This window comes from Fluctibacter halophilus (genome assembly GCF_020687825.1).
GTDB classification, from domain to species: domain Bacteria; phylum Pseudomonadota; class Gammaproteobacteria; order Enterobacterales; family Alteromonadaceae; genus Fluctibacter; species Fluctibacter halophilus.
This window is the reverse complement of sequence record NZ_JAJEWP010000002.1, coordinates 364,003-390,845: the sequence shown is the minus strand read 5'-3', so window position 1 is coordinate 390,845 and position 26,843 is coordinate 364,003. Positions and strand designations below refer to the sequence as shown.

The window sequence follows — 26,843 nt, the reverse complement described above, 5'->3', positions numbered from 1 at the left end:
GATTACTCCGCAGCTTTGATAGGTAGCTTGATCAGGTCAGCAGGCAAGGTCTTTCTGGCGATACGAACTGCTTTAACAACAGACTCCACATACTCATCGCCCAGCTTCTCCCAAGAGCGGCTTTCGTTGTCCCAACGCCAAGCGTTTTTCTGGTCCAATGACAATGCCAGCAGCAACGTGCGACCCAGGTTGAAGAAATCAACCGTGATGTCAGTGCCGTTGTAGTTCAGGCTACCTTGGTAAGCACGGATGTTTGCACCGTATTCGTTTTCAATCTGGTACGCTTCGATGACCTGACGGAAACGCTCAGATACCGTTACGTTGGAGTTACCCATGATGTCACGAAGGCGTTCAACACGTGCTTTACGCTCTTCATAGTTGATTGGAATATCCAACTCAATGAATTGCTCCAAAGAATCAATCATGCGGAACATCAACGGAACGATACCACGCTTGGTATCTTCGATGCTGTCAATCTGACGCTGCAAGGAATCGATACCTTCTTGTTGGTCAGCGACCAACGTAGCAACGTAGTCGTTATAGACTTTCAGGTTTTCGGTTTCATCAACCACTTGACGATATTGCGCCAACAATTCCTGAGACTGCTCATACAGGCTATTGATCTTTTCTTGGGATTTAGCTGCAGATGCGTGGATCTTGGCCTCTTCCTTATGCAGGTTTTCTAGAGGATCTGCAGAGACAGCGCTACTACCCAGTACGAAGGCACCAATAACGGCAGAAGCAATAAGGGTTCTCTTGCTCATTTTGGACATAGTTCCCAACCAATTTTTTGTTTTGAATCCTCGCCTGACCGCAGCAAATGGGTGGCAAGGGGCTATAAAACGGTATAGTTATAGGAGTCTAGCTTCGAAACATCAAAGTTCAAAGCTCTCAACCGCAAATGGTCACACGGAAATGCCGCCAGAGTCAAGTAACACACTCTTAACAAGGACGAAAATGCAGCCCGGTTGCATAGAAATCAAACGACTGGCGATAAAAACCACCTGCACCACTACATCCAGCCGCTAAAAGCAACCCCATTAACCACACAGTTCCCACCTTTCGCCCCAGCTTAAAAATGCTGACACACAGGCTGTGTCAGCTGGGTGAATGAATTCGCTGAAAGTAGCACTTTTCGCGATAAACGGCTGAGCACAGAACATGGGCGAATATTCGCCAAAGCGGCATACTTATTCGCCCCCAAAAAGTGACGTTTAGTGGTTTGTTATCAATACGTTAGCGTTTTTTCGGTAGCACATCAAAGGCCACCGTTGTGCGAGCTTCATCACTGTGAAACGGTTGTGTCCCGTGCCACACAAAAGACGGAAAAAGGGCCAAGGTGCCCGGTTCGGGTTTGATCCAGCGTTCTGCGGCGAGTGGCTGTTGCAGTGCAAGCCCCGGTTGACCAAGATGCAACCAGCCTGCGTGTGGGTCGTCACCTTCCATGTCCCGGGGCAAGTCCACATAGTATGCGCTACTGTACCAGCCCTTGGTGTGAATGTGGGCATGATGGAAACCGGCACTGTTTAGCCGCACAGACCAGGACGCTGAAAAGTCCAGTGTTGGGCCGACACGCCCCAGGGTGGGATGGGTCTGTTCAAAGGGCAGGTCTCCGAGTGTTTGCTGCATCGTTTGCAATAACGCCTGCCTGAGAGACTGGATAATGGGAATGGGTTTCGCCAGCAACGTACCTGCGGTTTGTGTCCCACCGTCCAGTGATTGTTCCAGCGGATTGCGCTGCATGGTGTGCAGATCAAACAGGGTTTCCCGCAATGCCTGATTGAAACTGGTAAGGTCAGAATAGCCCTTTGGCACAATGATCGGTTGCTGCCTGACCAATCTGTCGTAGTCACATAGCCAGTGGTAGCGCTCATCCCCCCCTTGCCGCCAGGCAACGGATTGCAGCGCCCACACATACTGATCGTGTGGATTTCGATCAATCAACGCCGTGATCAGAGGCTGTGCGCGCGCAAATTCATTCACCGCCAACAATGCACCGATCCATTGTTCCAGCAACGGGTCCGGCACGTCCTGCCACTTTGCCTCTGCTATCGCCAACACTTCTGCGGCTTGTTCAAACTTGTTCTGTGCGGTGAAAAGTCGACTTTGCAGGCTGCGCCACTGGCGCTGATGAGGGGCAATGGACCTGATCTCTTCGATAACCTCAGCGGCTTGTTCAAATTGCTTTTCTTTGATCAATAACGCTGCATGCTCGGTGCGTTGCGGTACGAAAGCCTCGGTCTTGGGCAGGTTATGGTAATGAGACAGATACGCCTCATCTCCGAGTTCAAAGCGTAAAGCGGCATATAGCTTAGCAACACCCGCGTGCTGAGCAAAACGCTGATTGGCCTGCTCTAGCGCCTGCAACGCCTTAGACGTGTCACCGATGTCCAGCGCACTCAACGCAATGCTTTCCCACACATCCGGGTCTTCACGTCGCCGCTCACGCAGCCGTTCAAAATACCCCAGGGCCTGTTGACTTTCCCCACGCTCTTTATACCACCAGGCTAAATCACTCAGCGCCATCACACATGTGGGGTCCTGAGCTAAGGCCTTTTCAAGCCATTGATGCTGTGATGCTTCATCTTGGTTGTGCGCAGCAATTCTTGCCATGCCCGTCATTGCATCGGCGTGGTCTGGCTGATGATTCAACAGGCGCTGAAAACAGGCGTTGGCTTCTTCTGTCAGAGCAGGAGATTGCTGCAAGCAACAAAGACCCAACTGCAGATCCCGTTCTGGCGTCGGCTGGATATCCATCGCCTTACGGTAGTGCGTCAATGCTTTAACATAGTCTTCTTGCCGTTTAGCGAAGCGTGCAATGGCGTTGTGCAGCTCGGCCTGTGCTGGCAACAAAGCCAGTGAACGTTCAAAATACTGCTCAGCTTCGGACCAGCGGTGCAGGCGTTCATAGCTCCCCCCAATCACTTTGAACAGTCGCGCATCCTTGAGACCTAACTGCTCTAATTGCAAAAACAGTGGCAACGCTTTTTCAGGTTGGCCAGCCTGTAGAAATTGCATGCCTTGATTGAGTAAAACTTGTGGGTTGGTGTTTGACATGAACAGGACTCAATGTCTTTTCAGCGCGAAGGTGCCGAACGGTTACAAATCCCCGTAACATACCATTTAATCCGTCGCACCCCAATAGTCGGAGCCAGGAAAGCCAGGGGCCGGAGCGCTATTGCTGTCGATGTAGTACTAGCACCGACACAGGAGGCCCCCCTTCCCTTTATCAACCAGACAGAAAGGGAATAAGTATGCCGTTGTATAAATGATATCACCGCGGGTATTAGCGCTTTACGCCTTCGGCGTAAAAACCTATAAGCTGACCGTGATCGTCCCTCTCTTCACCACTGCTGAGTATTGTCAGTTGCGAGGCCTCACAACTGGCAGCGAACAAGGCCTTCCTTTCTGATGACAATGCGGCCTGTACGAGTTCCTGTAGACGCATCACCAAGCCTGACATTTCCTGCTCAAACAGGTCACACATGGCGTTACGCTTCGCCAGATCATTCCCGGGGTACATCACTGACTGAATAAAGGCAGGGAAATCCGTACCCGCAATCCCCTGCTGATGGTCATTGATCAACGCATCTATCGCGTGATTGAGTGCCAACCGACATTGTTCGCTGTGTGGGTGCTGCTGGCCAAAATCCGCCAAACTTTGGGCCAGACGACGAATCCTGTCCACAACGCCGTCGGGTTTGATCAATGCCTGTGCCGCCGCGAGGATTTGCTGATTGGGCACGACCACCACGGATTGGTCATCATGCATTGAAAACCGAAACCTTCCTCCACGGGTCAAGACCCGTGCTACATCTTTTATTGCACCTTCAAGGTCAGCATACTCGATGCCGTATTGTGACATCACTGCTGAGACGCTGTTGTCCTGTAACGGCATGTTGGCAATATCGGTGCGCTCTAAAAAACGTATGTTGTCCATTGCCGCGAGTCGTTCAGGCACCGTTAATGACGCGGCATCAACACCAACCAATTGTGTATCGGGTTGCACCCAGTCCTTAACCAGATCCAACAATGCACCGTTTCCACAGCCCAGATCGACAACGACCTCAGACTTATCCAAACCGTTGAGCCACGCCTGCCAGGTATTGGCTAAAACGCCGGTGTAATTGCCATGAATGTCTTTACCAAACGAGGTCAGGTGGCCTTGCTGCCAATACTGACTCCAATAATCACTCATTCAGACGTTCCTTTAAAAAACTCAAAAAAAAAGGCCGATAGTCATCGGCCTTTTTGCTTGATTGTAGTCTACAACTTAGACGTATCGCTTAGAAGCTGATTTGATAGCTTACGCGGTAGTCACGACCGAAGTTGTTGTACAGATCCTGGTCGGTCCATTGACCGGCAGAGTTCAGTACTGGATCTTCGTCAGTCAGGTTGTTGATGGTCAGAGTAACTGCACCGTAATCACCTGCGTCGTAAGTGTAAGTCAGGTTGTGAATCAACCAGCTGTCCAGCTTGCCTTCTTGAGTCCAACGGTCATTAACCAGAACTTCGTTTTCAGACGTGCTGTCAGTGTAGGTCATGTTCCACGCCAAAGAGTGGTCTTCGTAGCCCCAAGACAGGGTTGCAACAGACTTGAACTCAGGCTGACCAGAGAAACCAGCAGTGTCAGTGATAACGCCACCCAGCTCTTGCTCATACTTCAGCACGAAGCTGTTTACGTTGTTGAAACGGAAGTCACCGAACTCAGTTTCCATCATTGCGTTGATGGTGAAATCGATACCTTCAACTTCGAAACCACGACCGTTGAAGTAACCAGTACCCGCTTCAATCAGGGTGCCAGAAGCTGCACGAACCAGATAGAAGGTAGAGTTGCTAGTATCAGTACCTGGAGCAACAGCGTTGATCAGACCGTTAGACTCGTCAGTCAGCAGAGACTGCAGGGTCTTGGTTTGGATTACGTTGTCGATAGACAGGTTGAAGTAGTCCAGTTTAACGCCGACTTGGTCGTTGATGTCCCAAGCTACACCCAAGTTGGTGTAGTCAGATTCTTCAGCGCCCAGGTTAGGGTTAGACTTGTAGTAAGTGTCGTACTGCTTCTCAGTTGTCGCACCAGTTGCGTAGTCGATCGCACCTTCAGCAGAGAAAGACGTCGCTGCATTCAGTTCGTCCAGACCTGGAGCACGGAAAGATTCAGAGTAAGAAGCACGCAGTACCAGACCTTCCATCAGTTCCCAACGAGCAGAAACTGCAGGCGCCAGGTTATCACCGAAGTCAGAGTAGTCATCGTAACGAGCCGCTACGTTAATTTCGATAGCGTCGGTGATAGGCAGTACTGATTCGAAGAAGATCGCAGTAATGTCACGCTCACCGGAAGCAGAGTTACCAGCAGAACCACCGATCAGACCAGCTTCTGACTGACCGTCATAAGTGTCTGAGTAAGTTTGTTCCATGTACTCAGCACCGAAGTAGTGAGCAGCAACACCGCCGTCGAATTCAAACGCATCGAAACCGATACCAGCAAAGTACTGGTTGAAGCCAGCGCTTGAGTCTTGCAGGGTAGTTGCCTTCATGTTGGCAGTACCTTGGTCAGAACCCAGATCGATGTCGTTTGCTTGGTTGTGCGCCAGACCGCCGTAAGACAGGTAGTACTCACCTACAGACTTGTTATCAGCCATGTTGTAGTGGTAGTAGACTTCCCAAGACGCATCGTTCCAATCCAGAGTACCACGGAAACCAGTGGTGTAATCTTGGTTGTAATCGTCAACGTTACCGTCACGAGTACCGATACCAACCCAACGGAAGTAACCTACAGGTGTTGCTTCACCGTAAGGGTTGTGAGGGTTATCGGCGGTGATACCACGCCATGGAGCAGCTGGCGGCGCGTAGCGACCGAAAGAATGGTTCTGTACGAACATTGCCTGACCGAACCACTCGATGTCGTTAGTCACTTCATAGTTTGCGTTTACGTACAGCGTGTTACGATCGATAGACGCTGTGTTGTAAGAAACGTTCGCGTAGGCATACATACAGTAAGTAGAGCCAGCAGACCAGTCGTCGTCAGCATTAACCAACGCGAAAGTATCGCTACCGTACTCACTGATCAGGTCGTTACACAGAGGAGAAGCAGTTGCAGTTGAGTAATCAGGTGCTGCAATAGTGGCACCGTAGATTGACCAACCAGAAGTCTCAGTGTAGGCCTGGATTACGCCGTCACCGTTGAAATCGTTGAACTGTGCTTTGGTGTAATCACGAGCACCGTCAGAAATACCTTTACGTTTCTGATGGTCGAATGCAAACGTGATGTTACCTTTGTCGTTAGACAGACCGCCAACAACAGAGAATTCGTTTGAAGTTGTGCCTTCGTCGTTGTCACGGTGACCAGCACCGATGTTGAACGTCAGGCCTTCGAAGTTTTCTTTCAGGATGATGTTAACAACACCAGCCATTGCGTCAGAACCGTATACCGCAGAAGCGCCATCGGTCATGATGTCGATACGTTCAACGGCAGCCATAGGAATGGCGTTCAAGTTAGCAGAAGCACCACCCAGAGTAGGAGAACCTGGGAAACGACGACCGTCCAACAGAACCAAGGTACGACGAGAACCAGCACCACGCAGGTTGATGGTTGCCTGTGACTGTGCAGAACTACCAGAACGCTCTGAGAATGAACCGAAAGAGTTCAAAGAAGAGCTACGCAGCGCATCAGCAACAGTGAAGTCACCTTCCATCTTGATGTCAGCAGCGGTGATAGAGATAACTGGAGAAGCGCCTTCCAGGTCAGTACGCTTGATGCGTGAACCTGTTACGGAGATTTTCTCAACAACTTCGGACGCTTCAGCTTCTTGAGCGATAGCAGCGTTAGAAGCACCCAAAGCAATTGACGTAGCGCCAAATGCCATAGCCAGGCGAACAGAATTCGCCAACTTAGAATTAGTAAACATGTATTGTCTCCCTGGACCACTAATGTGTGAAATTAGTGCGTTTGTTTTACCGCTATACGCGGTTTTTTATTAGTAAGGTAGTGAACCTCGCTAAGGATAATAAACACAACATTGAGCCACGGTCAACTGGTTGTATCGCGGCTTTAATGAAAAGTTCTAAATTATTTTTTGAAACTTCTGTGACACACAGTAAGAAAATGTTTACACCGGGTTAATAAACCCCGCCCGATTTTCACACAAAATTTACATCGCAAGGTATTCTGTACGATTCATGGCGTACCCTTTACGTAATCGTTAACTTGCAAGCAAGACATCAACCCACACCACTCTACAACCGCAGCCAGAGTAACTCCCGCTTCAACGCGCCACCATAAACACAATTTTTGTACGGTTGCTTCCTGTGTCTCAATTGGCCGTGGCAAACCCACAAACCTAAGCTAAGCTAGAGTTGTTACGAACAAAATGCGCTCAATGAAAGTGCTATTCGGGACTGTTAAAAATGCCCGATACCTGCAACAGGTCGGCGCTACGTTCATAAGCCTGTTTTTTTAACCTATGTTTTTTGAGGAACGCCCGTGAAGTTGGATGACGACATTCATAATTATTATGAACATTTGGTACTGGAACGTATCGAGCAGTTGGGGCTCAACCAAAGCAAAGACGCAAACTATCTGGCCGATTTGTGCTGCCTGGCGCTCAATCAGGTACCCCCGCGCTACATTCGTTATGAAGTTGACATGGCTTTCTACCTGCCACAGAACGAACGTCAACAGATGGAAATGAACGTGGTCAATGCGGTACGCAAGGCAATGGAATATCTGGACGACAAAAGCGGTAAGGAATAACCGATAGGATTGGGTGGCGGCCCTCCAGCCACATTCCGGCACATGAGTCGTCTGCTGCGGCTGCTCCCTTCCAGGCCTGACCGGGTTCACAGAGTATCATTGCGAAAGGACCAAAAGGCCACCATTGAAAATGTTTCCTTGAGCGTTCAAGGAAACGGCGCGCATTATGACCAAAGCCCTCGCAACATGCAAGGGCACCGGTCTTGGTCGCGCTTTTTTTAACCGTTTACAGACGTTCCTTTGAAACGTTCTTCGGCCATCAGGTTTGCCACCACGTTGGTCGGCCGCCCTTCTTCATCTGCTCGCACAAAAATTTCACTGAGTGTTTCACCAATCTTCTCGATGTGGGCACGCAGTGCGGTCGGTGTGCTTAGCATACGCTGATGGTAGATGTCGATCACGCCACCGGCATTGATCACATAATCCGGCGCATACAACAATCCTTTCTCGCGTACTGCTTTGCCGATCGATTCATTGGCCAACTGATTATTGGCAGCACCAGCAATCACCCGCGCCTTCAATTGAACCAATGAGGACTCATTAATGGCCGCGCCCAGTGCACAGGGCGCAAACACATCAACATCCAGACCAAAGATATCGGCAGGCTCTACGACAATGGCGCCCAGCTCTTCTTTCGCGCGAGCTAAGTTGTCCGGGAATATATCGGTAACGTACAAAATCGCGCCTTCGCGATGCAGATGCTCGGCCAACCGGTAACCGACATGTCCCAGTCCCTGGATGGCCACTTTAACACCTTTCAGGTCACTGCCCAGTTTATGTTGAACAGCCGCCTTTAAACCAACAAACACACCGTACGCCGTTGATGGGGCCGGGTTACCGTCTGCTTCGCCACCATCATAACGGTACTTGGCCTCGACGCCGCCCACATAAGCCGTGTGTTTGGACATTTCCTTGATGTCCGCCACGGCAATACCTGAGTCTTCGGCAGTGATGTAGCGTCCACCCAGGCTATCCACAAAGCGTCCCATTGCCTGCATCATTTCTGGGGTCTTGTGCTTGCGAGGATCTCCGATGATCACAGACTTCCCCCCGCCCAGCTTCAAATCCGCCATGGCTGATTTATAGGTCATTCCTCTCGACAGGCGCAGAACATCATTCAAGGCCTCAGCAGAGTCCTGATATGTCCACATCCGGCATCCGCCTAGTGCGGGTCCAAGGTTGGTATTATGTACAGCAATGATGGCTTTTAAGCCGGTCGCTTCATCTTGATGAAAGGCAACATGTTCGTGGCCTTCAAATTCGGGGTGTTCAAATACTGACATCGGTCTTTCTGCCTATTTTCTGTCATCGGGTTGCAACATAGTAGCGCATGGCCACGAGGACAAGCGTTGCGATGTTTCAGACGGAATCAGGCATTCCGGTATAGCGTAACAAAAACCTTCCATTACTTAGGATATACATCCTATTTTTTTGTATTGAAAAAGATAGAATTTTTAAGCATGCTATCGCGCAAATCGACCTTATTAGCACACTATGAAGCTGGACAAATTTGATCGCGAAATTCTTCGTGTTCTGCAAAAAGACGCCACGGTATCCATGGCCGAGCTCAGTCAACGGGTGGGACTGTCACACACCCCCTGCTGGCGTCGGGTTAAGCGAATGGAAGCCGACGGTATTATCAAGCAAAAAGTCACCCTGCTGGACAACAAGAAACTCAATCTGGGTGTTTCGGTATTTATCTACGTTACGCTGAAGAACCATGATGGTCATTCGTTGAATGACTTTGAAGCGGCGGTACAAAGCATTGATGAAATTGTTGAGTGTCACACGACCAGTGGCGAGAAAGACTATCTGCTTAAAGTGATCGTAGAAAGCATAGAGGAATATGAGCATTTACTGAAAACGCAACTCACTCACCTTCCTCTGGTTGATCACCTGAGTTCAACCTTTGCCCTCAAGCAAGTCAAAAATACCACAGAGCTGCCGATCAAGCGGCAATAAAAAAAGCGGCTTATTCAGCCGCTTTTTTGTGTTGATTCATTTTACTGCGCATCAGGCTGATTTTCCGGTGCAGCCAGCTTAAATGGCGTCAGCGCCGAGCAATTCTGATAGACCTTGTCGATCAGTGGGTACTTCGACATATCAACGCCAAAACGCAATGCGTTATACACCTGCGGAACCAAGGCAACATCCGCCAGCGTCACATCAAAACCAAAGCAATAGTCACCGGCTGTATTCTTCAAGCGCGTTTCCAGCGCTTCAAAGCCCAGCGTTATCCAATGCCGAGCCCAAGCAGCTTTACCTTCTTGATCAACGGCAAAATCGTCAGCCAATTTGTTCAACACCCGCAGGTTGGCCAACGGCTGAATGTCACAGGCCAGATCCAGTGCAACCGTTCGGACCCGGGCGCGATCCAAAGTGTGGCTGGGCAACAATCGCGGCGTTTGGGGATAGCGCTCGTCGAGATATTCAATAATCGCCATGGACTGATTGAGAATGATGTCGCGATCTTCATCAACCAGCGTAGGGACAAGATGGGCAGGGTTGAGTTGTGAATAGGCATCTTGGTGCTGCTCTCCCCCCTCTTTGACCAGGTGCACTGGTACATACTCATAATCCAGCCCTTTAATGTTCAGGGCAATCCTTACACGATACGTCGCCGAAGAGCGCCAGTATCCGTATAGTTTCAGGCTCATTTGTTACCTCAGTCATTCGAATGTTTAAATCTTGCCGCCAACCTTTATATAAGCTGTCAAAAGCATTTGAACAGCATTTCATCCAATCAAGGCTGATACTCAGAGTTTTACAGTTTTCTTGTTGATATCGTATTCACGCAACTTATTGGCGATCGCCGTATGGCTCAAACCCAGTTTTTTGGCCAGCTGTCGAGTACTCGGATAATACGGATAAAGCCGTTTCAGCAAGTCCTTTTCAAATCGCTTCACTTCATCTTCCAGTGAACCTTCAAAATCTTCCGGTACAATGCTGACACTGGTCGCCGCACTGGGCAGTTGGATGTGCTCTTTGCTGAGTTCATTGCCCTGCAATAAGGAAAGTGCTCTGTACAATGCATTTTCCAATTGTCGTACGTTGCCAGGCCATGGATACGCCATCAGGTAATCCACACAAGACTTACTCAACTTGGGCGGTCTGCGTCCTAGCTTCACACTGTGCTGTTTCAAACAACGCTCTGCTAACGGCACGATGTCTGATTTTCGATCCCGCAGCGGCGGAACCACCAGACTGAGGGCATTCAAGCGATAGTACACATCTTCCCTGAAGGCGCCTTCCTGTACTTTCTGGCCAAGATCGTGTTGTGTGGCACACACAATACGCACATCCAGTGGTTGGGTTTCACCGCTACTTGATTCGGTGTACCCCCCTTGTTGCAACACCCGTTGTAAAACGGCCTGAGCCAATGGCGACATTTCCGCAACGTCATCGATGAACAAGGTGCCGCCCTGAGCCTGTTCCAACAATCCTGGCTCATCTGCAGTGCCAAGCAACGATTGTTCAAACAGCGGATCGGGTAACGCGCTGCACTGCAAGGTCACAAACCGGCCGCTGGCACGGCGGCTGGCCTCGTGGCAAGCCCTGGCCAGCAATGCCTTACCGGTTCCGGTTTCGCCGAAAATCATCAGCGCATCGTCGAGTTCAGACATGCGCATGGCCTCACGCACCACTTTTTTCATCGCCGCGCTGTTGGCCAATACCGATGAAAAACTGTCACTGGTTGCCTGATGAAACACGGTCAATTGTTGTCCCAGGCGAAATTCCGACTTCAGCATTAACAACGCACCGGCCAGAATAGTGCTGCCTTCTGCGTCGGGTATCACTACCGGCAAAATGTCAGCCAGAAAATCCTGTTCAATAAACTTCACTTTCTGGGTTTGTGGTTTGGGTTGCTTGCTGTCTAACCAACGAGTAACGTTGAAACCGCGAACAAATTCGGCAATGTCATTACCTAACAACGTCTTCACTGGCATCTCCAAAGACGCAGTCACCGCTTCGTTGACCAGCAAGATACGACCCCGGGTGTCCAGAGAAAACACCGGATCAGGCAAGGTTTGCAGTAAGGCCCGAAGTTGGTTCTGTTCTCGCTCCAGCGGCATAAATGGCGTGGTTTTTACATCGGTGATCCCTTCAATCCGACGTATTTCAGGCATCAGGTGCTGAAAATCAGCAAATTCAATATTGGGAAAATTGAGGAAGATTTTACCTGACTCGTCGATTTCAATCCCGCGCAAGTCAATCTCGTAGTTCACCAGGATATCCAGCACATCCTGGGTGATACCCAGTCGGTCCTGACAGGTAATTTCCAATCGCATCGGTGTAGGGACCCGGTTGTTGTTTTATGTAAAGATATTATTACACCTGACCAACAAGACCAAGGGGTATTTACGGTAATTGGTCTGAACAGACCAGCAACCGGACGCAGACGCGCCCGGCCAGGATGATAGGGCTAGCGGTTAGCTTGCCATCTTTTCCTTGGGTGGAAATTTCGGTGCATGCAAACCCAACGCTTTGGCTTTCTCAACCAAAGACATGATGTCCATGTCCGCCAACTCAAACAATTTATCCATGCCATCGATGACGTAGTAAATCGGTTGCATGATGTCGATACGGTAAGGGGTACGCAATACTTCTACCGGATCCAGCGCAACACGTTCAGGTTGCTCGCTTTCCAACGCATACAGGGTTTCACCCGGTGATGACAAAATGCCACCGCCATAGATACGCAATCCATCGGTGGTATTCATCAACCCAAACTCAACGGTAAACCAGTACAAACGCGCCAGGTAAACACGATCTTCTTTGCTCGCCGCCAGTCCCAGCTTGCCATAGGTCTGGGTGAAATGGGCAAACGCAGGATTGGTCAATAGCGGGCAGTGACCGAAAATTTCATGGAAAATATCCGGTTCCTGCAAGTAATCAAACTCTTCACGGGTGCGGATAAACGTGGCGACCGGAAAGCGTTTGTTGGCCAGCAGACGGAAAAATTCATCAAAGTTGATCAACGCAGGTACCTGGGCAACTTCCCAACCCGTTTCTCGACGCAGTACGGCATTTATTTCTTCCAACTGCGGAATGCGGTCTTTCGGCAGGTCCAACAGTTCCAGCCCTTCCATGTATGCATCGCAGGCTCTGCCAGGCAACAGCTTGAGCTGACGCTCAACCAATTCCTGCCAGATCTGGTTTTCTTCTGCAGGCCAGTCGATGTTGCCATCCGGCCCCATAGGACGAGAGGTATAGTTACTGCTTTTTGCCATTGTCTTCTCTTTGCGTTCGTTGCCGTGGACAGCGCCACGAAGAATGCTAAGGAGTCTACTCAAATGACAGCAAAGCGAAAGAGAGGTTCACCGAATAAGCAACCCAAATTATGTAACATTTAATTTACAAAAATTACATTTAAACGTTATAAATCAATATATTACAAACCCTTTGAAGTCAGCGTTTTTAGCACTGTCCTGGCCACATCTGACAATTTGGGCGAGGGCAACGCGTCGAAAGGCAAGGGACGGCAAACCGACATGCCCCGGACGCCAATACGGGCGGTCAACAAGCCGGCACTCATACCCTGGGCAACCCTGCCGGAAAGTTTCGCGGTGACACTGGATCCCAGCGCCAGCGTCGCTGCATCACTGACAATCTCGCCGGCGCCGGCAATGACCATGTGCTTGAGTACCTGACGCACCAGGGCAATCCGCCCCCAATAACTGAGTTCTACACCGTACGCAGCGGCGATCTGGCGTAACATGCGCAGGTTGCGCCATAACACGATGGCCATATCCAGTGTGGCATAGGGACTAACCGCAATCAGTGCGGCTGAAGCAGAAGCTTGCTGAAGAATAATTTTTCGCGCCTGCTCATCCGCCCTCCCCAGAACTTGCCGCTCAAACAGCGCGATGACCTCACCATCGCTGTGGTGCGGTTTAAGGTGCTGTTGCCACGCGACAACATCCTTTTCCAATCCACTGGGCATTCGCTGCGCAATGCCTTCGCAAAACGGTTGCGCCACACCAATGCTGGGACTGCGCAAAAGGGTCCGAGCCAGCTCCTGTTCCCGGGATTGTCGGCGCAGAGCACGTAATCCACGCCACTCCTGCACCAATTGCTGACCCGACAACCACAACACAGCGACCAGAACCACCAGCCACAATCCTGCCAACCAATCCGCGCTTTGCCACGCGGCAAGCCCCGCCAACACCACTTCAACCGCACTCAGGCCCACTACGGCCAAGCCCAAACGCCACCACCATTTGGCCCGCCGGGGAGACGGTAATGGCTCAGACTCAACACTGTCCAGTGCCTCGGGCGCGATAATGTCGCAATTATCAACCTCACTGGCAGGTTTGAGTGGAGACACTTCCTGTACCGGAGCCGTCAGCGTTTGCTGCTCGGATGAAAACTCTTTGGCCGGCCTTAGCGGCGCAGATTTGTCAGTCATGATTACCTCATTTTATCGGCAAGCACATCGTGAACAATGCTGTCCATGCGCATGTGTGGCAGAGGCTGCCCGGCATCAAAGACCGGGGGCGAAAACGCCGGGAATGAAAACCCCTGCTGTTTGAAAAAGTCCGTCGACGGACACGCCGTGGGGACGTCTCCGGGGTAAAGTGTGCGCACCGAGCCATCAGGACTATGCCCTTGCAGCGCTGCTTGTTCAGTATTGTCGATATTTAACGTCACGGGATGGGAAGCCTGTATTGCAGCCAACGCCGTCACTTCACTCGACACACCGTCAAACTTAAGGTGCTGGCGCGCTTCACTGACCATTGTATCCAGTAACTTGACCAGGTTTTGTTGTTGATCAGCCGTGATGTGATCGGCTTTACTGGCGGCAAACACCAAACGATCGATATTGGGTGAAAAAAGACGCTTGATCAGACTGCCCTGACCATAATGAAAGCTGCCCATTATCCATTGAATCGAGCGCCGTAAATCGTGAAAACTGTGTAAGCCCTGATTCAGTGCAGACAAGCAGTCAACCAAAATGATTTGGCGATCAAAGCGTTTGAAATGTTGCTGATAAAACGGCTTTACCACCTGGCGTTGATACGCTTTATATCGGCCTTCAAGCAGCCCGAAAATCGGATCGTCTTTGAGTTGGTGAAACAAAGATTCCGGCAGCGGGAAAAACTGTAGGACTGGCGCCCCCTCCAGTTCACCGGGTAATACAAACCTCCCCGGCTGTACCAGCTGATAACCTTTCTCTTTGTAGCGAAGTAACAGGCCACGATAATCCTCGGCCAGGGTCGCCACAGTGACTTCATTGCGCTGTGCCGGATCCAACAAAACGTCACAATGGCTGACATAACCACGGCTCAACTCACGCTTATTGTCATCATCCTGAGCCAGCCAGAACTGTTGGCACCATTGCTCATAGTCCATCGATAACAGCGGTAAATCGAGTAACCATTCACCAGGATAGTCAGTGATATCAAGGGTTAATGTACGTGTTTCGGACATCAGCTGGGACAATGCCCGATTTGAGCGATAGCGCAATTGCAAGCGCACCTGACTGATACCGCGAGTGGATGCTGGCCATTGAGCGGGTGACGTCGTTAATCCCTGCATGGCCGCTTCGTAAGCAAATCGCCCTACGGTCAGATCCGGTTGGATGTCGCGACGGACACCGATCAGGCGGCCATCTCGCTGCGGCTCAAAAAATGGCAAGTTTTGCTGCCCTGGGGCGTGCAACAACTGATTGATCAACGACGTAATAAACGCCGTTTTTCCGCTGCCGCTGAGGCCGGTGACGGCAAGGCTGACATGCTGATCCGTCAACCGTTGTGCGGCAGTTTTGATGCGCGACACTACCCGGCTGCTAACATCCCCTTCACTGCGCGTACTCATAGTTCTCCCGCAAAAAAGCAAAGCGGCACTAGGCCGCTTTTATCTGTTGCTCCGAATCTCGAAGCACCGTTTCAACCTCCACGCTATTGGTTGTTGAATCGTTTACAACTTGTTGATTTCTCGATTTAACTGATACTCCGACGAGGTAACATACCCTTCCATTTTACGTAGCCGGGTTTCAATTTTTTCAAACTGGTGTTTGATGTCAAAAAACGCTTGTCTGGGCGGCTCACCTGCCTGCCATACCCGTGACTTCACCTCAACTTTACGCTCTTCGTCATCCACATTGTGCCATCCCTTGCCACCGTGATGAGCGAATACCGTTTGATGAGCTGGCGTTTTGCCTTTGCCTTTACCGGTACCGGGCTTTTTGTCGAGGATAAACCAAGCTGCCACATAAGCGACCAACATAAACGGCCCCGCCAGCAAAACAAAGCCTGTCACCACCAGAATCCGTACTAACCAGATTTCCAGTCCGAAGTACTCTGCAATACCCGCACATACACCTGCAATGCGGCCGCGCTCGGGATCCCGGTAAAGTGACTTGTTGATGGTCATACCTTATTCCTCCACTGTGGAGCCTCGGCATCCAGTATTGCTTCCAGTGTCTGGATGCGATCCGACATTTTTTCTGCTTTGTCTGCCAGTTCCTGCAAAGTCCGATATTCGTCCTCAGTCAAGCCCTGGCTGACCTGTTTTTTACTGCGATAATGCAGTATCAGCCAGATGGGGGCGACGATCACCATGAAGATGATAGTAGGTACCCCAACGGTTACGATTAATATATCTTCCACAACACTACTCCATCACTGTTTAGGGACGTTACTTTTTCGCTTTGGCTTTGCTGGCCCCTGACTTGGTACTACCTTGCACTTTTTTCTTCAGTGCAGCCAGTTCGTCGTCAATTTTGTCATCCGTTTCCAATTCAGCGAATTCGTCAGCCAGGGTCTTTTTACCCAGGTCATAGGCATCTACCTGCGACTCAAGGTCATCAATCTTACGCTCGTACTGCTCAAAGCGCCCCATCGCGGACTCGACTTTGGTGCTGTCCAGCGTACGTTTGACGTCAAGCCGTGAGCTGACCGTCTTCTGACGCATAATAATGGTCTTCTGACGGGCTTTGGCATCAGCCAGTTTTTCCTGCAATTGACCAATCTCACCCTGCAGTTTGGCAATTTGCTCATCCACAATCGCCAGTTCTTTTTGCAGTGCTTCTGCATGCTCACTGCATTTTTTCTTTTCCTGCAGTGCGGCACGGGCCAAATCTTCACGATCCTTGCTAATGGCAAGCTCCGCTTTGGCACCCCAATCGGCACTTTCAGCTTCAAGCTTACTGATTTGCGCAGTGATATCCTTTTTGTTTGCCAGCGTCTTTGCTGAGGTAGAGCGCACTTCTACCAATGTGTCTTCCATTTCCTGGATGATCAGGCGAACCATCTTTTCCGGATCTTCGGCCTTATCCAGCAATGAATTGATATTTGAGTTCACTATGTCAGTGAAACGCGAGAAGATACCCATAGTTTTTTCCTCTTGCTCGTGTTGGCTACAGTCTAAATGCACAACCACAGTGGTAAACGCATTCTCTGCATTAACTATTCAATTACCAGGCCAATCGAGCAAACTTGGTAAATCACTGATTTTAAAGAAATAAAATTTTACTTGGTGTCGGCCGCCATCTACAATATTATTTAACCAAGCCAACAATTGGTGGATTAGACCACTTTTTAAGGAAATACATGAGCCGTTTTCGCCAACAGGACAATTTGCTCGGCCAATCCAACAGTTTTCTTGAGGTACTGGAGCAAATATCCCAAATCGCGCCCCTCAACAAGCCAGTGTTGATCATCGGCGAACGAGGAACCGGTAAAGAGCTGGTTGCTGCCCGTCTGCACTATTTGTCCAAGCGATGGGAACAAACCTACCTCAAATTAAATTGTGCGGCGCTGAGTGAAAACTTGTTGGAAAGTGAATTGTTTGGCTACGAAGCGGGCGCATTTACCGGCGCACAGAAACGCCGCGAAGGCCGCTTCGAAGTCGCGCACAATGGCACCCTGTTCCTTGACGAACTGGCCAATACGTCGGGCCTGATCCAGGAAAAATTGTTACGTGTTATCGAATACGGTGAATTTGAACGTGTCGGTGGCTCACGTACCGTGAAAGTCGATGTCCGTCTGGTTGCGGCCACCAATGAAGATTTACCGTCCCTTGCCGACGCAGGGGAATTCAGAGCAGACCTGCTTGACCGTCTGGCATTTGACGTCATCACCCTTCCCCCATTGAGAGAACGGATAGAAGACATCCTCATGTTGGCCGAACATTTTGCCATCAATATGGCCCGTGAACTGGAAATGGAACTGTTCAGTGGTTTCACCGAAAAGGCCAAGCGAACGTTGCTCGAATATGACTGGCCTGGCAACATTCGTGAATTGAAAAACGTGGTGGAAAGAGCCGTGTATCGCTGCAACAATCCACACGTCCCGGTACATCAGATTGTACTCGACCCGTTTGAATCAGAGTACCGGCCAACCACCCGGATCAAAACGCGAGACCGCGCCCCGGCGCCGGTCTCGACACCGCAACCCGTCGCGCAAAACAACGACGTTTCACCTGCCGAGGACAGCGCGACTTTTACGGCAACACAACCTCAGCATGCTTTTCCGGTCGATTTGAAGCAATTGTCTCAGGATTATGAAATCGACCTTATAAAGCAGGCCTTGGCCGATAGTCAGTTTAATCAGAAGAAAACCGCAGAAAAACTGTCACTGACCTATCACCAATTACGCGGCTACCTAAAGAAATACAACCTGCTGGACAGTACCAATGAGGATGCACAGGCGTGACGTTTTCAGCCAGCGGCAATCGGTGTGGGGGACTCCCAGGACTCGCGTTGCTGCTCCTGCTGGCGGGATGTATGGGCAATCCGGACGATTTACCCGACGGTGTAGTGTATTGCTCGGAGGGGAACCCCAACGGGTTTAATCCGCAATTGGATGCCTCGGGAACAACCTCAGACGCATCCTCACACCAGATTTACGATCGCCTGATGGACTTCGACCCTCAAAGTGGTCGTGTCGTACCGGCACTGGCGAGCAGTTGGCTGGTCTCCGAAGATGGTCTCACCTATACCTTTCAGTTGCGAAAAGGGGTGGCATTTCACCAAACGCCTTACTTTACCCCAACCCGCTCGTTTAATGCTGATGATGTGTTATTCAGCATTAACCGCTGGCGTCAGGCAGATCATCCGTATCACAATGTGTCTGGTGGCACCTATCCTTACTTCACCAGTCTGGGATTAAATAACATCATCACCGATGTGCGACGGGTCAATGGCTACCGCGTAGAGCTCACACTGTCGCGCCCGGACAGCTCGTTTCTGGCCAACCTGGCCACCGATTTTTCCGTTATCTTGTCAGCTGAATATGCCAACCAACTGGCGCAGCAAGGTGAAAAATCCCGTCTGGACACGTTCCCCATCGGAACCGGCCCCTTCAAGTTTGTTGATTACAAAAAAGATCGCTTTATTCGGTATGCCAAGCATCCTGAGTACTGGCGACACGATCGTGCGCCACAAAATCTGATCTATGACATCACCACCTCCAGTTCACTGCGGGTCGCCAAGCTAATGACCGGCGAGTGTGATGCCATGGCGTTGCCCGCGCACAGTGAATTACCCACTATCGAGCAGCGGGAATACCTGGTGCTGGATGAAAAGCCGGGGCTGAATGTCGGTTTCTGGGCATTCAATACCGCCCGCCCGCCGTTCGACAATCCAAAAGTCCGACAAGCGCTGGCACTGGCAATTGATAAAAACACCTTACTCGAAGCGGTGTATTTCGGCAGTGCAGTGAATGCCAAAAGCCTGCTGCCACCGTCATCATGGGCCTATCAGGAAGGCTTAACTGACACCAGTTATAACCCTGTCTTGGCACGCAGATTACTGGAGGAAAACGGCATAGAACCAGGCTTCTCGATGAACATCTGGGCCATGCCGGTAGAGCGCGCTTATAACCCCAACGCCCGCAAAATGGCCGAACTGATCCAGGGCTATCTGCGCCAGGTTGGTATCGAGGCAAACATTGTCAGCTACGAGTGGTCGACGTTCCGACAGCGGCTGAAGCAGGGTCTGCACGATTCTGTTTTGATCGGTTGGTCCGCTGATAATGGGGACCCGGACAATTTTTATCGACCGCTCCTCAGTTGCAACGCGATCAACAGCGGGACCAACCGAGCCATGTGGTGCTCACAGCAGTACGATGCATTGATCAACGATGCACTGCAGCACACCGACCCTGACCAACGTCGGGCCATCTACTGGCAGGCGAATGCGTTGCTGAAACAAGAGATGCCGCTGGTACCGCTGGCCCATGCGTTTCGTTATCAGGCCTATCATCGCTCATTGCAGGGTTTGGTGATTAATCCGTTTGGCGCCATTCGGTTCGGTGAGGTTGAGAAAGACTGATGTTCAGATTTGTGCTGCGCCACTTCAATCTCTATGTACTGACCTTACTGGTACTGTGTATTTTCTCGTTCTGGCTGGCTTACCTTTTCCCCGGCGACCCCTTGGTGAACCTGACCGGGCTGACACTGAACGATCCTGCCGACTATCAGGCCATGGCACAAAAATACCACATGGACAGTGGCATTTTGGTGCAATTCTGGCACTACCTGGTGCTGCTTTGGGACGGTGATTGGGGATTCAGCTTTTCGTCCGGACTGCCCTTATACCAGGAAATCTTCGACTCGTTGCCCGCCACCGTTGAACTGAGTACATACGCCCTGTTGTTATCACTGTTGATCGGCATACCGTTGGGCTTCCTGGCAGGCCTGCGCCATCACAGAACCACCGACAATGCGTTGCTGGCAGCCAGTGTGGTCGGGTATTCAACACCGGTGTTCTGGCTGGCGCTATTGATGATTTTGCTGTTTTCCCTGCAATTGGGCTGGTTTCCTCTGTCAGGTCGCATCAGCCTGCTGTTTGACGTGCCTCACGACACCGGATTCATTCTGGTCGATATCTGGTTATCAGACATGCCCAACAAAGGCGCGGCAATGATCAATGCCGTCCAACACATGGTGATGCCCGTCTTGTCGATCACCATTGTAACGACCGCCATTGTGTTGCGATTGACTCGCCGGGCGGTGGTCGAAGTGATGCCCAAAGAATATGTCCAGGCCGCATATGCCCGCGGATTAAGCAAGCATCAGGTTATTCTGCGTCATGTTGTGCGTAATGCGATGCTGCCGATCCTGCCGTTGCTGGCCATGCAATCGACAATCCTGCTGACCAATGCCATGATCGTAGAAGTGATCTATTCATGGCCGGGCATTGGTAACTGGCTGATCCAAGCCATCTATCAGCGGGACTATCCCGCCATTCGAGCTGGCATGCTGGCGGTTTCAACCCTGGTCGTATCGCTGACCATATTTATCGACCTGCTGGCCAGAATCATCGACCCGACCCGGGAGAGAGGTGCGCGTGCCAAGATTTAGCCTGTATCAGGAAGAGTATCACCCCTCGCCACTGCAACATACGTGGCTGGCCTTCCGTCAAAGCCATGTTGCCGTTATCGGGTTATGGATCCTGGGTTTTTTCGCCACACTGGTGGTGTTTGCGCCCCTTATTGCGCCATTTGACCCTGTCCAGCAGCACACCGATACCTTGCTGATACCCCCGGCCTGGGAGCCCAACGGCAGTATCGAGCATCTGTTTGGCACCGACAGTGTTGGACGGGATGTGTTGTCACGGCTGGTTTATGGTTGCCGCATGACATTGGGGATCAGTCTGATCCTGGTATTGCTGGCGATGCTCGTCGGCGTTGCTATCGGCGCGCTGGCCGGTATGACACGAGGGGTGCGCTCCAGTGTGTTGAACCACTTGCTGGATTCCTTGCTGGCTATCCCGACGTTATTGATTGCGATCATCATTGTGGCCATACTCGGCGTCGGTTTGGTCAACAGCATGTGGGCCATTTCATTGGCCCTTATCCCGCAATTTGTTCACAATACCCGTGACTTCGTGCGCAATGAAATGAAAAAAGACTACGTCACGGCGGCGCGCCTGGACGGTGCCAACAAAGTGCATCTTTTCTTCATCACAATCTTGCCCAACATGGTCGAAATGTTGGTTGTTCAAGGCACCATGGCGCTGTCCATTGCCATTCTGGACATCAGCGCGCTGGGTTTCCTCGGTCTGGGAGCCCAAGCGCCGTCACCGGAACTCGGCACCATGCTATCCGAAGGCCTCAAGATCGCGTATATGAGCCCCAGTAGCATCGCCCTACCCGGTTCGGCGATTTTTGTGATGGTGTTATCCGTCAACTTGGTTGGCGACGGCCTGCGTTCGGCGCTCCGCAACAGGATGAGACAGTAATGCCACTACTCGATATCAAGAACCTGACCCTGGAGATTGAGTCGACTCAAGGCTGGATCAAGGCACTCGACAAAGTCTCTTTGCAACTGGAGGGTGGTGAAGTCCGTGCTTTGGTCGGCGAATCGGGATCCGGAAAGAGCCTGATTGTTAAGTCTATCGTCGGTGCGATACCGGAGCACTGGCGCATCACGGCAGACCGTATGAGCTGGAAAGGACAGGACTTGATCAGCATGAGCAGTGATGCGCGACGACGCATCATGCGTGAAGACATTGCGGTGATTTTCCAAAATCCGGTCAACTCCCTTGACCCGTCAGCCAGTCTGGGCGAGCAATTGATGGAAAGCATCCCTGATCATTTGCTGGACAAGGGCTGGTTCTGGCAACGAGCTGCACAGCGCAAACAAATTGCCGTTAAACTGTTGCACAAAGTCGGCATCAAAGAGCACTCGAAGTACCTGCAGGCATATCCCAGTGCATTGCCCGACGATATCTGTCAGAAGTTTATGATCGCCAGCGCATTGGCAGCGTCACCGAAACTGTTGATTGCCGATGACCCGACCCGTGGTATGGAAGTCACCACCAAAGTCCAGATCCTCAAACTGCTGACCCGGCTGAACAAGATCCGCGGGTTGAGTATTCTGTTCGTGAGTCATGATTTGCTGGCAATATCGAACATGGCCAACACCATGACAGTGCTGTATTGCGGGCAAACCGTCGAGAGCGGGAAAATGCATCAACTGCGTCGCAGACCGCTGCATCCTTACACCCATGCATTGATGGAAAGTGCTCCGAGTTTCCGCAAGGACTTACCGCCGAAAAGTCCTCTTGCAACACTGGATGGCACCATACCAACGCTGCAACACCTTCCGATTGGGTGTCGTCTGGGTCCCCGCTGCCCTCGTGCGCAAAGAGAGTGTGTTAAGGTGCCGGAAGAACGCCGCATCCACAATCATTTCTACAGTTGTCACTTTCCCTTGCACAGGAGCCTGAAATGACGGCACTGCTCTCGGTCCAGGATTTGACCTACACCATTCGTAAGCGACAAGGTTGGTTGGGCAGTGAGGAGCGCTTTACCCTCAGCCCGGTCAGCTTTGAAATCAACGCGGGTGAAACCCTTGCCATCATCGGCGACAACGGCTCTGGGAAATCATTGCTGGCGCGTTTATTGGTAGGGGCCGAACGACCAAGTGGAGGACATATTTTCCTCAATGGTCAGAAACTCGATCCGTTCAATATTAAACAGCGCTGCCTGAACATCCGAATGATTTTCCAGCACAGCAATGAATCGCTCAACCCTGGCCTGTCAGTGGGGCGAATCCTGGAAGAACCGTTAAAGCTAAATACCCAACTGGACGCCAGAGCCCGTCAGGAAAAAGTGGTTAATACCCTTAAACTCGTTGGGTTGTTACCGGATCATCAGTTCTTTTATCGACACATGCTGTCAGACGGCCAACGTCAGCGTGTCGGCCTCGCCCGTGCTTTAGTATTGGATCCCCAGGTCATCGTTGCGGATGAACCTTTTGCGGCTCTGGATCCGTCGGTTCGCTCACAGACCGTTAACCTGATCATGGCACTGCAACGTGAACTGGGCCTCGGCTTTGTGTTTATATCGCACAACCTTGGCATTGTGCGCCACATCAGCGACCGATTACTGGTGATGCAGAAAGGCCTGGTGGTCGAATCCGGCAAAACCGAAACCGTGTTTAATTGGCCCAAAAGTGAATACACCGAAAAACTGGTCATGGCGCACCAATCTTTGATCAACCGATAGCGGGTAGTTACGCAAAAATTCATTTTACGTCCTAGACTTAACTAACGTTTCAAACGTCGATTCCGATACAGAAGTCTCAGTGTTAGGTACAGGGTGTAGCTATGCAAATTCGAACGTTAACAATCAAATTCCGACTGGTTTTAATTGGCATTATTGCCCTTACCGCCATGGCGGTAATGCTGGTACTGCAGTTATATCAAGCCAGTACTACCGGTTCACTGTCTGAAGCCAAAGGACAGGTAGACAGTCTGACCGTCGACATGCTGATGTTGCGGCGGCATGAAAAAGACTTCCTGATGCGCAAACAGGAAAAATACCCTGAACGTCACAAAAAAGTGGTCGCAAAGTTGCAGGCCACAGCCACTGCCCTGAGCAAAAACCTTGACGATTTGGGTATTGATACCCGCCAGGTGGGACAATTCCGTAGTCTGGTCAACGACTACTCCAGTACTTTTGAAGATCTGGTCAGCATTGAACGTAACATTGGCTTTAGTGAAGAAGATGGCTTGCAAGGCCAGCTTCGAGCCGCCGCTCGGCAGGTAGAACAAGGGCTGGTGAGTAACGATAGAGCACTGACCACCTTGCTACAAATGCGACGCCATGAGAAAGACTTTATTCTGCGACGGACCGTTGAGGATGTCGCAGAATTCAATGACCTGTCGCGCCAGTTAAACCAGCAGATACCGGGGGCCCTGGCATCCCAGGCTCAACAATACACCGACAGTTTTAACGCGCTGGTTGACGGTACAAAGGCGAGAGGCCTGACCCCTGGCGAAGGCGCTGAAGGCTCTATGCGAAAAGCGATTCAGGCTACCGAAGACATTCTTGACGCCATGTCCGAACAACTGAATGACGAAATCAACGCGTCACTGTCACAATTGCAAGCGGTTGGGCTGACCGTATTTGTGGTCGTTCTGGCGCTGGTATCGGGCATGATTCTGGTGTTAGCACGCTCAATCAATCAACCACTACAACAGGCCTCCTCGCAAATCGCCCGGGTACAAAGAGAGCATGATTTCAGCTTACGTCTTGATGAGGAAGGCAACGACGAGATCACCCAATTCAGTAAAGACATCAATTCACTGCTGAATGACGTGCAGGATTTGATCAAATCGATCAATGTCGCCCTTGAAAACCTCGATACGGCCACCGCGCAACTCGCTACCGCCACCAACGATACCGCCGAGGGTATGAAAACCCAACAAGACGAAACCGAAATGGTCGCTACTGCCATCACCCAAATGGGCGCGACTATCCAGGAAATTGCCACCAACACCGAGAACACGGCGGACAAAGCCCGTTCCACCAATGACAATGCGCAACACGGCCGCAACCAGGTCGGCGATACGGTGACCTCAATACGTAACCTGGTTAAACGGCTTGAAAGTGCTGCCGGTGCAGTGGGAGAACTGGAGAAAGACAGCCACACCATCGGCACGGTGCTGGAGGTCATACGCGGTATCGCAGAACAAACCAACCTGCTGGCATTGAACGCGGCCATTGAAGCTGCCCGGGCTGGTGAGCAAGGCAGAGGCTTCGCCGTTGTGGCGGATGAAGTCAGAACCCTTGCTATGCGCACGCAGGAATCGACCAGCCAGATTGAATCTATCATTACGGCGCTGCAAGAACGTACGCAGCAAATTGTCACCGAGATGAAAGCCTGTCAGCAAGAAGGAGCAAGCAGTGATGAGCAAGCCGATAAGGCCATGGAACGCCTGAATGAAATCAGCGACGAAGTGAATACCATTCTCGATATGACAACCCAAATTGCCACTGCAATTGAACAACAAAGCCACGTTGCTTCTGAGGTGAATCAGAATGTGGTTAACATTCGCGACTTGTCAGAAGACACGATGCGCAACGTTAGCGTTAACGAGCAAGCCAGTGAGGAAGTCGCCAGTCAGGCCTCCAACCTGCGCAAAAATATCGCCCAGTTCAAAGCGTAGTGACTACGTTGTGCAATAAAAAAAGGGCGCCTGGCGCCCTTTTTTGTGTGCTGAAACCTAACCAACCAGTGCCAACAGGATCCCGGCTGCCACCGCCGATCCCAATACGCCGGCGACGTTTGGTCCCATCGCATGCATCAACAGGAAGTTATGTGGGTTGGCTTGTAGCCCGACCTTATTGACCACCCTGGCTGCCATCGGCACGGCGGATACACCTGCCGCACCAATCAGCGGGTTAATTGGATTACTGCTGAACCTGGCCATCAATTTCGCCATCAATACGCCAGCCGCTGTACCAATCGCAAAGGCAACGGCACCCAAGCCCAGAATGCCGAGGGTTTCCAGGGTCAGGAACTTGTCAGCCGATAGCTTTGACCCCACTGCCAAGCCCAGGAATATGGTCACAATGTTGATGAGCTCATTTTGCGCCGTGTTGCTGAGGCGATCCACAACGCCACTTTCGCGCATCAGATTGCCCAAACAAAACATCCCAACCAAAGGGGTCGCCGTGGGCAGAAACAGAATGGTTAACAGCAGTACTGCCAGGGGGAAAATGATCTTCTCTCGCCGCGACACTTCCCGAAGCTGTAACATCTCAATTTCACGTTCCTGTTGAGTGGTCAGGGCCTTCATGATCGGCGGCTGGATGATCGGCACCAATGCCATGTAAGAATACGCAGCAACGGCAATCGCGCCCAACAGCTCCGGAGCCAGCTTCGATGCCAGGAAGATGGCGGTTGGTCCATCCGCTCCACCGATAATGGCAATCGCGGAGGCATCTTTTAGGGTGAATTCGAAGCCTGGAATATAGTTGAGCGCAATAGCACCGAACAGGGTGGCGAAAATGCCGAACTGGGCGGCCGCCCCCAGCAATAACATCCGAGGATTTGCAATCAACGCCCCAAAGTCGGTCAAGGCGCCGACCCCCATGAAGATCAACAGAGGGAAAACACCGGTGTCGATACCGACTTTATAGACGTAGTACAGCAGCCCTCCTGCTTCACTGAAACCTGCCAACGGGATATTGGTCAACAACGCACCAAAGCCAATCGGCAGCAACAACAAGGGCTCGAACTTCCGCACGATCGCCAGGTAGAGCAGCAAAAAGCCCACCAGCATCATTACAATCTGGCCGGTCTCAAAGTGGGCCAGTGCCGTGCTGTCCCATAAAATAGCGAGCTTCTCCAT

At 51.2% G+C, this 26,843-nt stretch carries 23 protein-coding genes and 1 other RNA gene; 9 read left to right on the top strand and 15 right to left on the bottom strand.

Translation table 11 applies throughout. From position 1 onward, the window contains the following. Window positions 1-2: 2 nt before the first annotated feature. The 4 genes from LJ739_RS10490 to LJ739_RS10475 all read right to left on the bottom strand — a co-directional run bounded on the left by LJ739_RS10490 (window position 3) and on the right by LJ739_RS10475 (window position 6,905). A complete protein-coding gene (locus LJ739_RS10490; protein ID WP_229160238.1) occupies window positions 3-764 on the bottom strand; it encodes a DUF3450 domain-containing protein in 762 nt (253 codons plus the stop codon). Between the two features lie 472 nt (window positions 765-1,236). After that, entirely contained in the window at window positions 1,237-3,057 is a 1,821-nt protein-coding gene (locus LJ739_RS10485; RefSeq protein WP_229160237.1) for a 2OG-Fe(II) oxygenase family protein, read from the bottom strand. Between the two features lie 229 nt (window positions 3,058-3,286). Next, window positions 3,287-4,198: a class I SAM-dependent methyltransferase gene (locus LJ739_RS10480; RefSeq protein ID WP_229160235.1), complete on the bottom strand. Its 912-nt coding sequence runs from the start codon at window positions 4,196-4,198 to the stop codon at window positions 3,287-3,289. An 88-nt stretch (window positions 4,199-4,286) separates the two neighbouring features. Then, window positions 4,287-6,905, bottom strand: a complete 2,619-nt coding sequence (locus LJ739_RS10475) for a TonB-dependent receptor domain-containing protein (protein WP_229160233.1) — start codon at window positions 6,903-6,905, stop codon at window positions 4,287-4,289. A 575-nt stretch (window positions 6,906-7,480) separates the two neighbouring features. Between LJ739_RS10475 and LJ739_RS10470 the strand changes: the two genes are divergently transcribed. Continuing rightward, complete coding sequence (locus LJ739_RS10470; RefSeq protein ID WP_229160231.1) at window positions 7,481-7,750, top strand: late competence development ComFB family protein; 270 nt, start codon at window positions 7,481-7,483, stop codon at window positions 7,748-7,750. Between the two features lie 19 nt (window positions 7,751-7,769). On the opposite strand, the gene ffs is transcribed toward LJ739_RS10470, so the two are convergent. Then, window positions 7,770-7,866: signal recognition particle sRNA small type (gene ffs / locus LJ739_RS10465), an RNA gene on the bottom strand. A gap of 102 nt (window positions 7,867-7,968) precedes the next feature. Beyond that, window positions 7,969-9,033, bottom strand: a complete 1,065-nt coding sequence (locus LJ739_RS10460; RefSeq protein ID WP_229160229.1) for a Leu/Phe/Val dehydrogenase — start codon at window positions 9,031-9,033, stop codon at window positions 7,969-7,971. Between the two features lie 211 nt (window positions 9,034-9,244). Between LJ739_RS10460 and LJ739_RS10455 the strand changes: the two genes are divergently transcribed. After that, entirely contained in the window at window positions 9,245-9,712 is a 468-nt protein-coding gene (locus LJ739_RS10455; RefSeq protein ID WP_229160227.1) for an Lrp/AsnC family transcriptional regulator, read from the top strand. 41 nt (window positions 9,713-9,753) lie between these two features. Here LJ739_RS10455 and maiA read toward each other — a convergent pair whose 3' ends face one another. The 8 genes from maiA to pspA all read right to left on the bottom strand — a co-directional run bounded on the left by maiA (window position 9,754) and on the right by pspA (window position 17,086). Further along, on the bottom strand, window positions 9,754-10,407 hold the full coding sequence (maiA, locus tag LJ739_RS10450; RefSeq protein ID WP_229160225.1) for a maleylacetoacetate isomerase: 654 nt from the start codon (window positions 10,405-10,407) through the stop codon (window positions 9,754-9,756). Between the two features lie 99 nt (window positions 10,408-10,506). After that, the gene (gene tyrR / locus LJ739_RS10445; RefSeq protein WP_229160223.1) at window positions 10,507-12,039 is read right to left on the bottom strand and encodes a transcriptional regulator TyrR; all 1,533 of its coding nucleotides are present in this window, start codon (window positions 12,037-12,039) and stop codon (window positions 10,507-10,509) included. Between the two features lie 141 nt (window positions 12,040-12,180). Continuing rightward, window positions 12,181-12,981: a phenylalanine 4-monooxygenase gene (phhA, locus tag LJ739_RS10440; RefSeq protein WP_229160219.1), complete on the bottom strand. Its 801-nt coding sequence runs from the start codon at window positions 12,979-12,981 to the stop codon at window positions 12,181-12,183. A gap of 161 nt (window positions 12,982-13,142) precedes the next feature. Continuing rightward, window positions 13,143-14,159 carry a YcjF family protein gene (locus tag LJ739_RS10435; RefSeq protein ID WP_229160218.1) on the bottom strand — a complete coding sequence of 339 codons (1,017 nt, stop codon included), beginning with the start codon at window positions 14,157-14,159 and terminating at the stop codon, window positions 13,143-13,145. A gap of 2 nt (window positions 14,160-14,161) precedes the next feature. Next, complete coding sequence (locus LJ739_RS10430; protein WP_229160217.1) at window positions 14,162-15,568, bottom strand: YcjX family GTP-binding protein; 1,407 nt, start codon at window positions 15,566-15,568, stop codon at window positions 14,162-14,164. 102 nt (window positions 15,569-15,670) lie between these two features. After that, on the bottom strand, window positions 15,671-16,126 hold the full coding sequence (gene pspC, locus LJ739_RS10425) for an envelope stress response membrane protein PspC (RefSeq protein WP_229160215.1): 456 nt from the start codon (window positions 16,124-16,126) through the stop codon (window positions 15,671-15,673). Beyond that, window positions 16,123-16,362 (bottom strand): envelope stress response membrane protein PspB, encoded by a 240-nt coding sequence (gene pspB / locus LJ739_RS10420; RefSeq protein ID WP_229160213.1) that lies wholly within the window; start codon window positions 16,360-16,362, stop codon window positions 16,123-16,125. The genes pspC and pspB overlap by 4 nt, the downstream gene beginning before the upstream one ends. A gap of 28 nt (window positions 16,363-16,390) precedes the next feature. After that, window positions 16,391-17,086, bottom strand: a complete 696-nt coding sequence (gene pspA, locus LJ739_RS10415) for a phage shock protein PspA (protein ID WP_229160211.1) — start codon at window positions 17,084-17,086, stop codon at window positions 16,391-16,393. Window positions 17,087-17,304: 218 nt separating this feature from the next. Here pspA and pspF point away from each other — a divergent pair, with 218 nt between their 5' ends. From pspF to LJ739_RS10380, 7 genes are all read left to right on the top strand, one after another. Next, a complete protein-coding gene (pspF, locus tag LJ739_RS10410) occupies window positions 17,305-18,408 on the top strand; it encodes a phage shock protein operon transcriptional activator (RefSeq protein WP_229160209.1) in 1,104 nt (367 codons plus the stop codon). Window positions 18,409-18,479: 71 nt separating this feature from the next. Beyond that, window positions 18,480-20,027 carry an ABC transporter substrate-binding protein gene (locus LJ739_RS10405; RefSeq protein ID WP_229160685.1) on the top strand — a complete coding sequence of 516 codons (1,548 nt, stop codon included), beginning with the start codon at window positions 18,480-18,482 and terminating at the stop codon, window positions 20,025-20,027. Beyond that, window positions 20,027-21,058 (top strand): ABC transporter permease, encoded by a 1,032-nt coding sequence (locus LJ739_RS10400; protein ID WP_229160207.1) that lies wholly within the window; start codon window positions 20,027-20,029, stop codon window positions 21,056-21,058. The genes LJ739_RS10405 and LJ739_RS10400 overlap by 1 nt, the downstream gene beginning before the upstream one ends. Then, window positions 21,045-21,938 (top strand): ABC transporter permease subunit, encoded by an 894-nt coding sequence (locus LJ739_RS10395; protein ID WP_229160205.1) that lies wholly within the window; start codon window positions 21,045-21,047, stop codon window positions 21,936-21,938. Before LJ739_RS10400 ends, LJ739_RS10395 begins: the two co-directional genes overlap by 14 nt. Then, window positions 21,938-22,933 carry a peptide ABC transporter ATP-binding protein gene (locus LJ739_RS10390; protein ID WP_229160203.1) on the top strand — a complete coding sequence of 332 codons (996 nt, stop codon included), beginning with the start codon at window positions 21,938-21,940 and terminating at the stop codon, window positions 22,931-22,933. The genes LJ739_RS10395 and LJ739_RS10390 overlap by 1 nt, the downstream gene beginning before the upstream one ends. Continuing rightward, entirely contained in the window at window positions 22,930-23,709 is a 780-nt protein-coding gene (locus LJ739_RS10385) for a peptide ABC transporter ATP-binding protein (protein ID WP_229160201.1), read from the top strand. Before LJ739_RS10390 ends, LJ739_RS10385 begins: the two co-directional genes overlap by 4 nt. A gap of 101 nt (window positions 23,710-23,810) precedes the next feature. Continuing rightward, complete coding sequence (locus tag LJ739_RS10380; protein WP_229160199.1) at window positions 23,811-25,655, top strand: methyl-accepting chemotaxis protein; 1,845 nt, start codon at window positions 23,811-23,813, stop codon at window positions 25,653-25,655. Between the two features lie 57 nt (window positions 25,656-25,712). Here LJ739_RS10380 and LJ739_RS10375 read toward each other — a convergent pair whose 3' ends face one another. Beyond that, on the bottom strand, window positions 25,713-26,843 hold the full coding sequence (locus LJ739_RS10375) for a sodium ion-translocating decarboxylase subunit beta (protein WP_229160197.1): 1,131 nt from the start codon (window positions 26,841-26,843) through the stop codon (window positions 25,713-25,715).

Coding starts and splice junctions, on each gene's coding strand:
- LJ739_RS10400 (WP_229160207.1), top strand. CDS start 20,027: ATGTTCAGATTTGTGCTGCGCCACTTCAATCTCTATGTACTGACCTTA.
- LJ739_RS10475 (WP_229160233.1), bottom strand. CDS start 6,905: ATGTTTACTAATTCTAAGTTGGCGAATTCTGTTCGCCTGGCTATGGCA.
- LJ739_RS10385 (WP_229160201.1), top strand. CDS start 22,930: ATGACGGCACTGCTCTCGGTCCAGGATTTGACCTACACCATTCGTAAG.
- LJ739_RS10480 (WP_229160235.1), bottom strand. CDS start 4,198: ATGAGTGATTATTGGAGTCAGTATTGGCAGCAAGGCCACCTGACCTCG.
- pspF (WP_229160209.1), top strand. CDS start 17,305: ATGAGCCGTTTTCGCCAACAGGACAATTTGCTCGGCCAATCCAACAGT.
- tyrR (WP_229160223.1), bottom strand. CDS start 12,039: ATGCGATTGGAAATTACCTGTCAGGACCGACTGGGTATCACCCAGGAT.
- maiA (WP_229160225.1), bottom strand. CDS start 10,407: ATGAGCCTGAAACTATACGGATACTGGCGCTCTTCGGCGACGTATCGT.
- LJ739_RS10455 (WP_229160227.1), top strand. CDS start 9,245: ATGAAGCTGGACAAATTTGATCGCGAAATTCTTCGTGTTCTGCAAAAA.
- LJ739_RS10460 (WP_229160229.1), bottom strand. CDS start 9,033: ATGTCAGTATTTGAACACCCCGAATTTGAAGGCCACGAACATGTTGCC.
- pspC (WP_229160215.1), bottom strand. CDS start 16,126: ATGACCATCAACAAGTCACTTTACCGGGATCCCGAGCGCGGCCGCATT.
- LJ739_RS10485 (WP_229160237.1), bottom strand. CDS start 3,057: ATGTCAAACACCAACCCACAAGTTTTACTCAATCAAGGCATGCAATTT.
- LJ739_RS10435 (WP_229160218.1), bottom strand. CDS start 14,159: ATGACTGACAAATCTGCGCCGCTAAGGCCGGCCAAAGAGTTTTCATCC.
- LJ739_RS10405 (WP_229160685.1), top strand. CDS start 18,480: ATGGGCAATCCGGACGATTTACCCGACGGTGTAGTGTATTGCTCGGAG.
- phhA (WP_229160219.1), bottom strand. CDS start 12,981: ATGGCAAAAAGCAGTAACTATACCTCTCGTCCTATGGGGCCGGATGGC.
- LJ739_RS10390 (WP_229160203.1), top strand. CDS start 21,938: ATGCCACTACTCGATATCAAGAACCTGACCCTGGAGATTGAGTCGACT.
- pspA (WP_229160211.1), bottom strand. CDS start 17,086: ATGGGTATCTTCTCGCGTTTCACTGACATAGTGAACTCAAATATCAAT.
- LJ739_RS10375 (WP_229160197.1), bottom strand. CDS start 26,843: ATGGAGAAGCTCGCTATTTTATGGGACAGCACGGCACTGGCCCACTTT.
- LJ739_RS10490 (WP_229160238.1), bottom strand. CDS start 764: ATGAGCAAGAGAACCCTTATTGCTTCTGCCGTTATTGGTGCCTTCGTA.
- LJ739_RS10380 (WP_229160199.1), top strand. CDS start 23,811: ATGCAAATTCGAACGTTAACAATCAAATTCCGACTGGTTTTAATTGGC.
- LJ739_RS10430 (WP_229160217.1), bottom strand. CDS start 15,568: ATGAGTACGCGCAGTGAAGGGGATGTTAGCAGCCGGGTAGTGTCGCGC.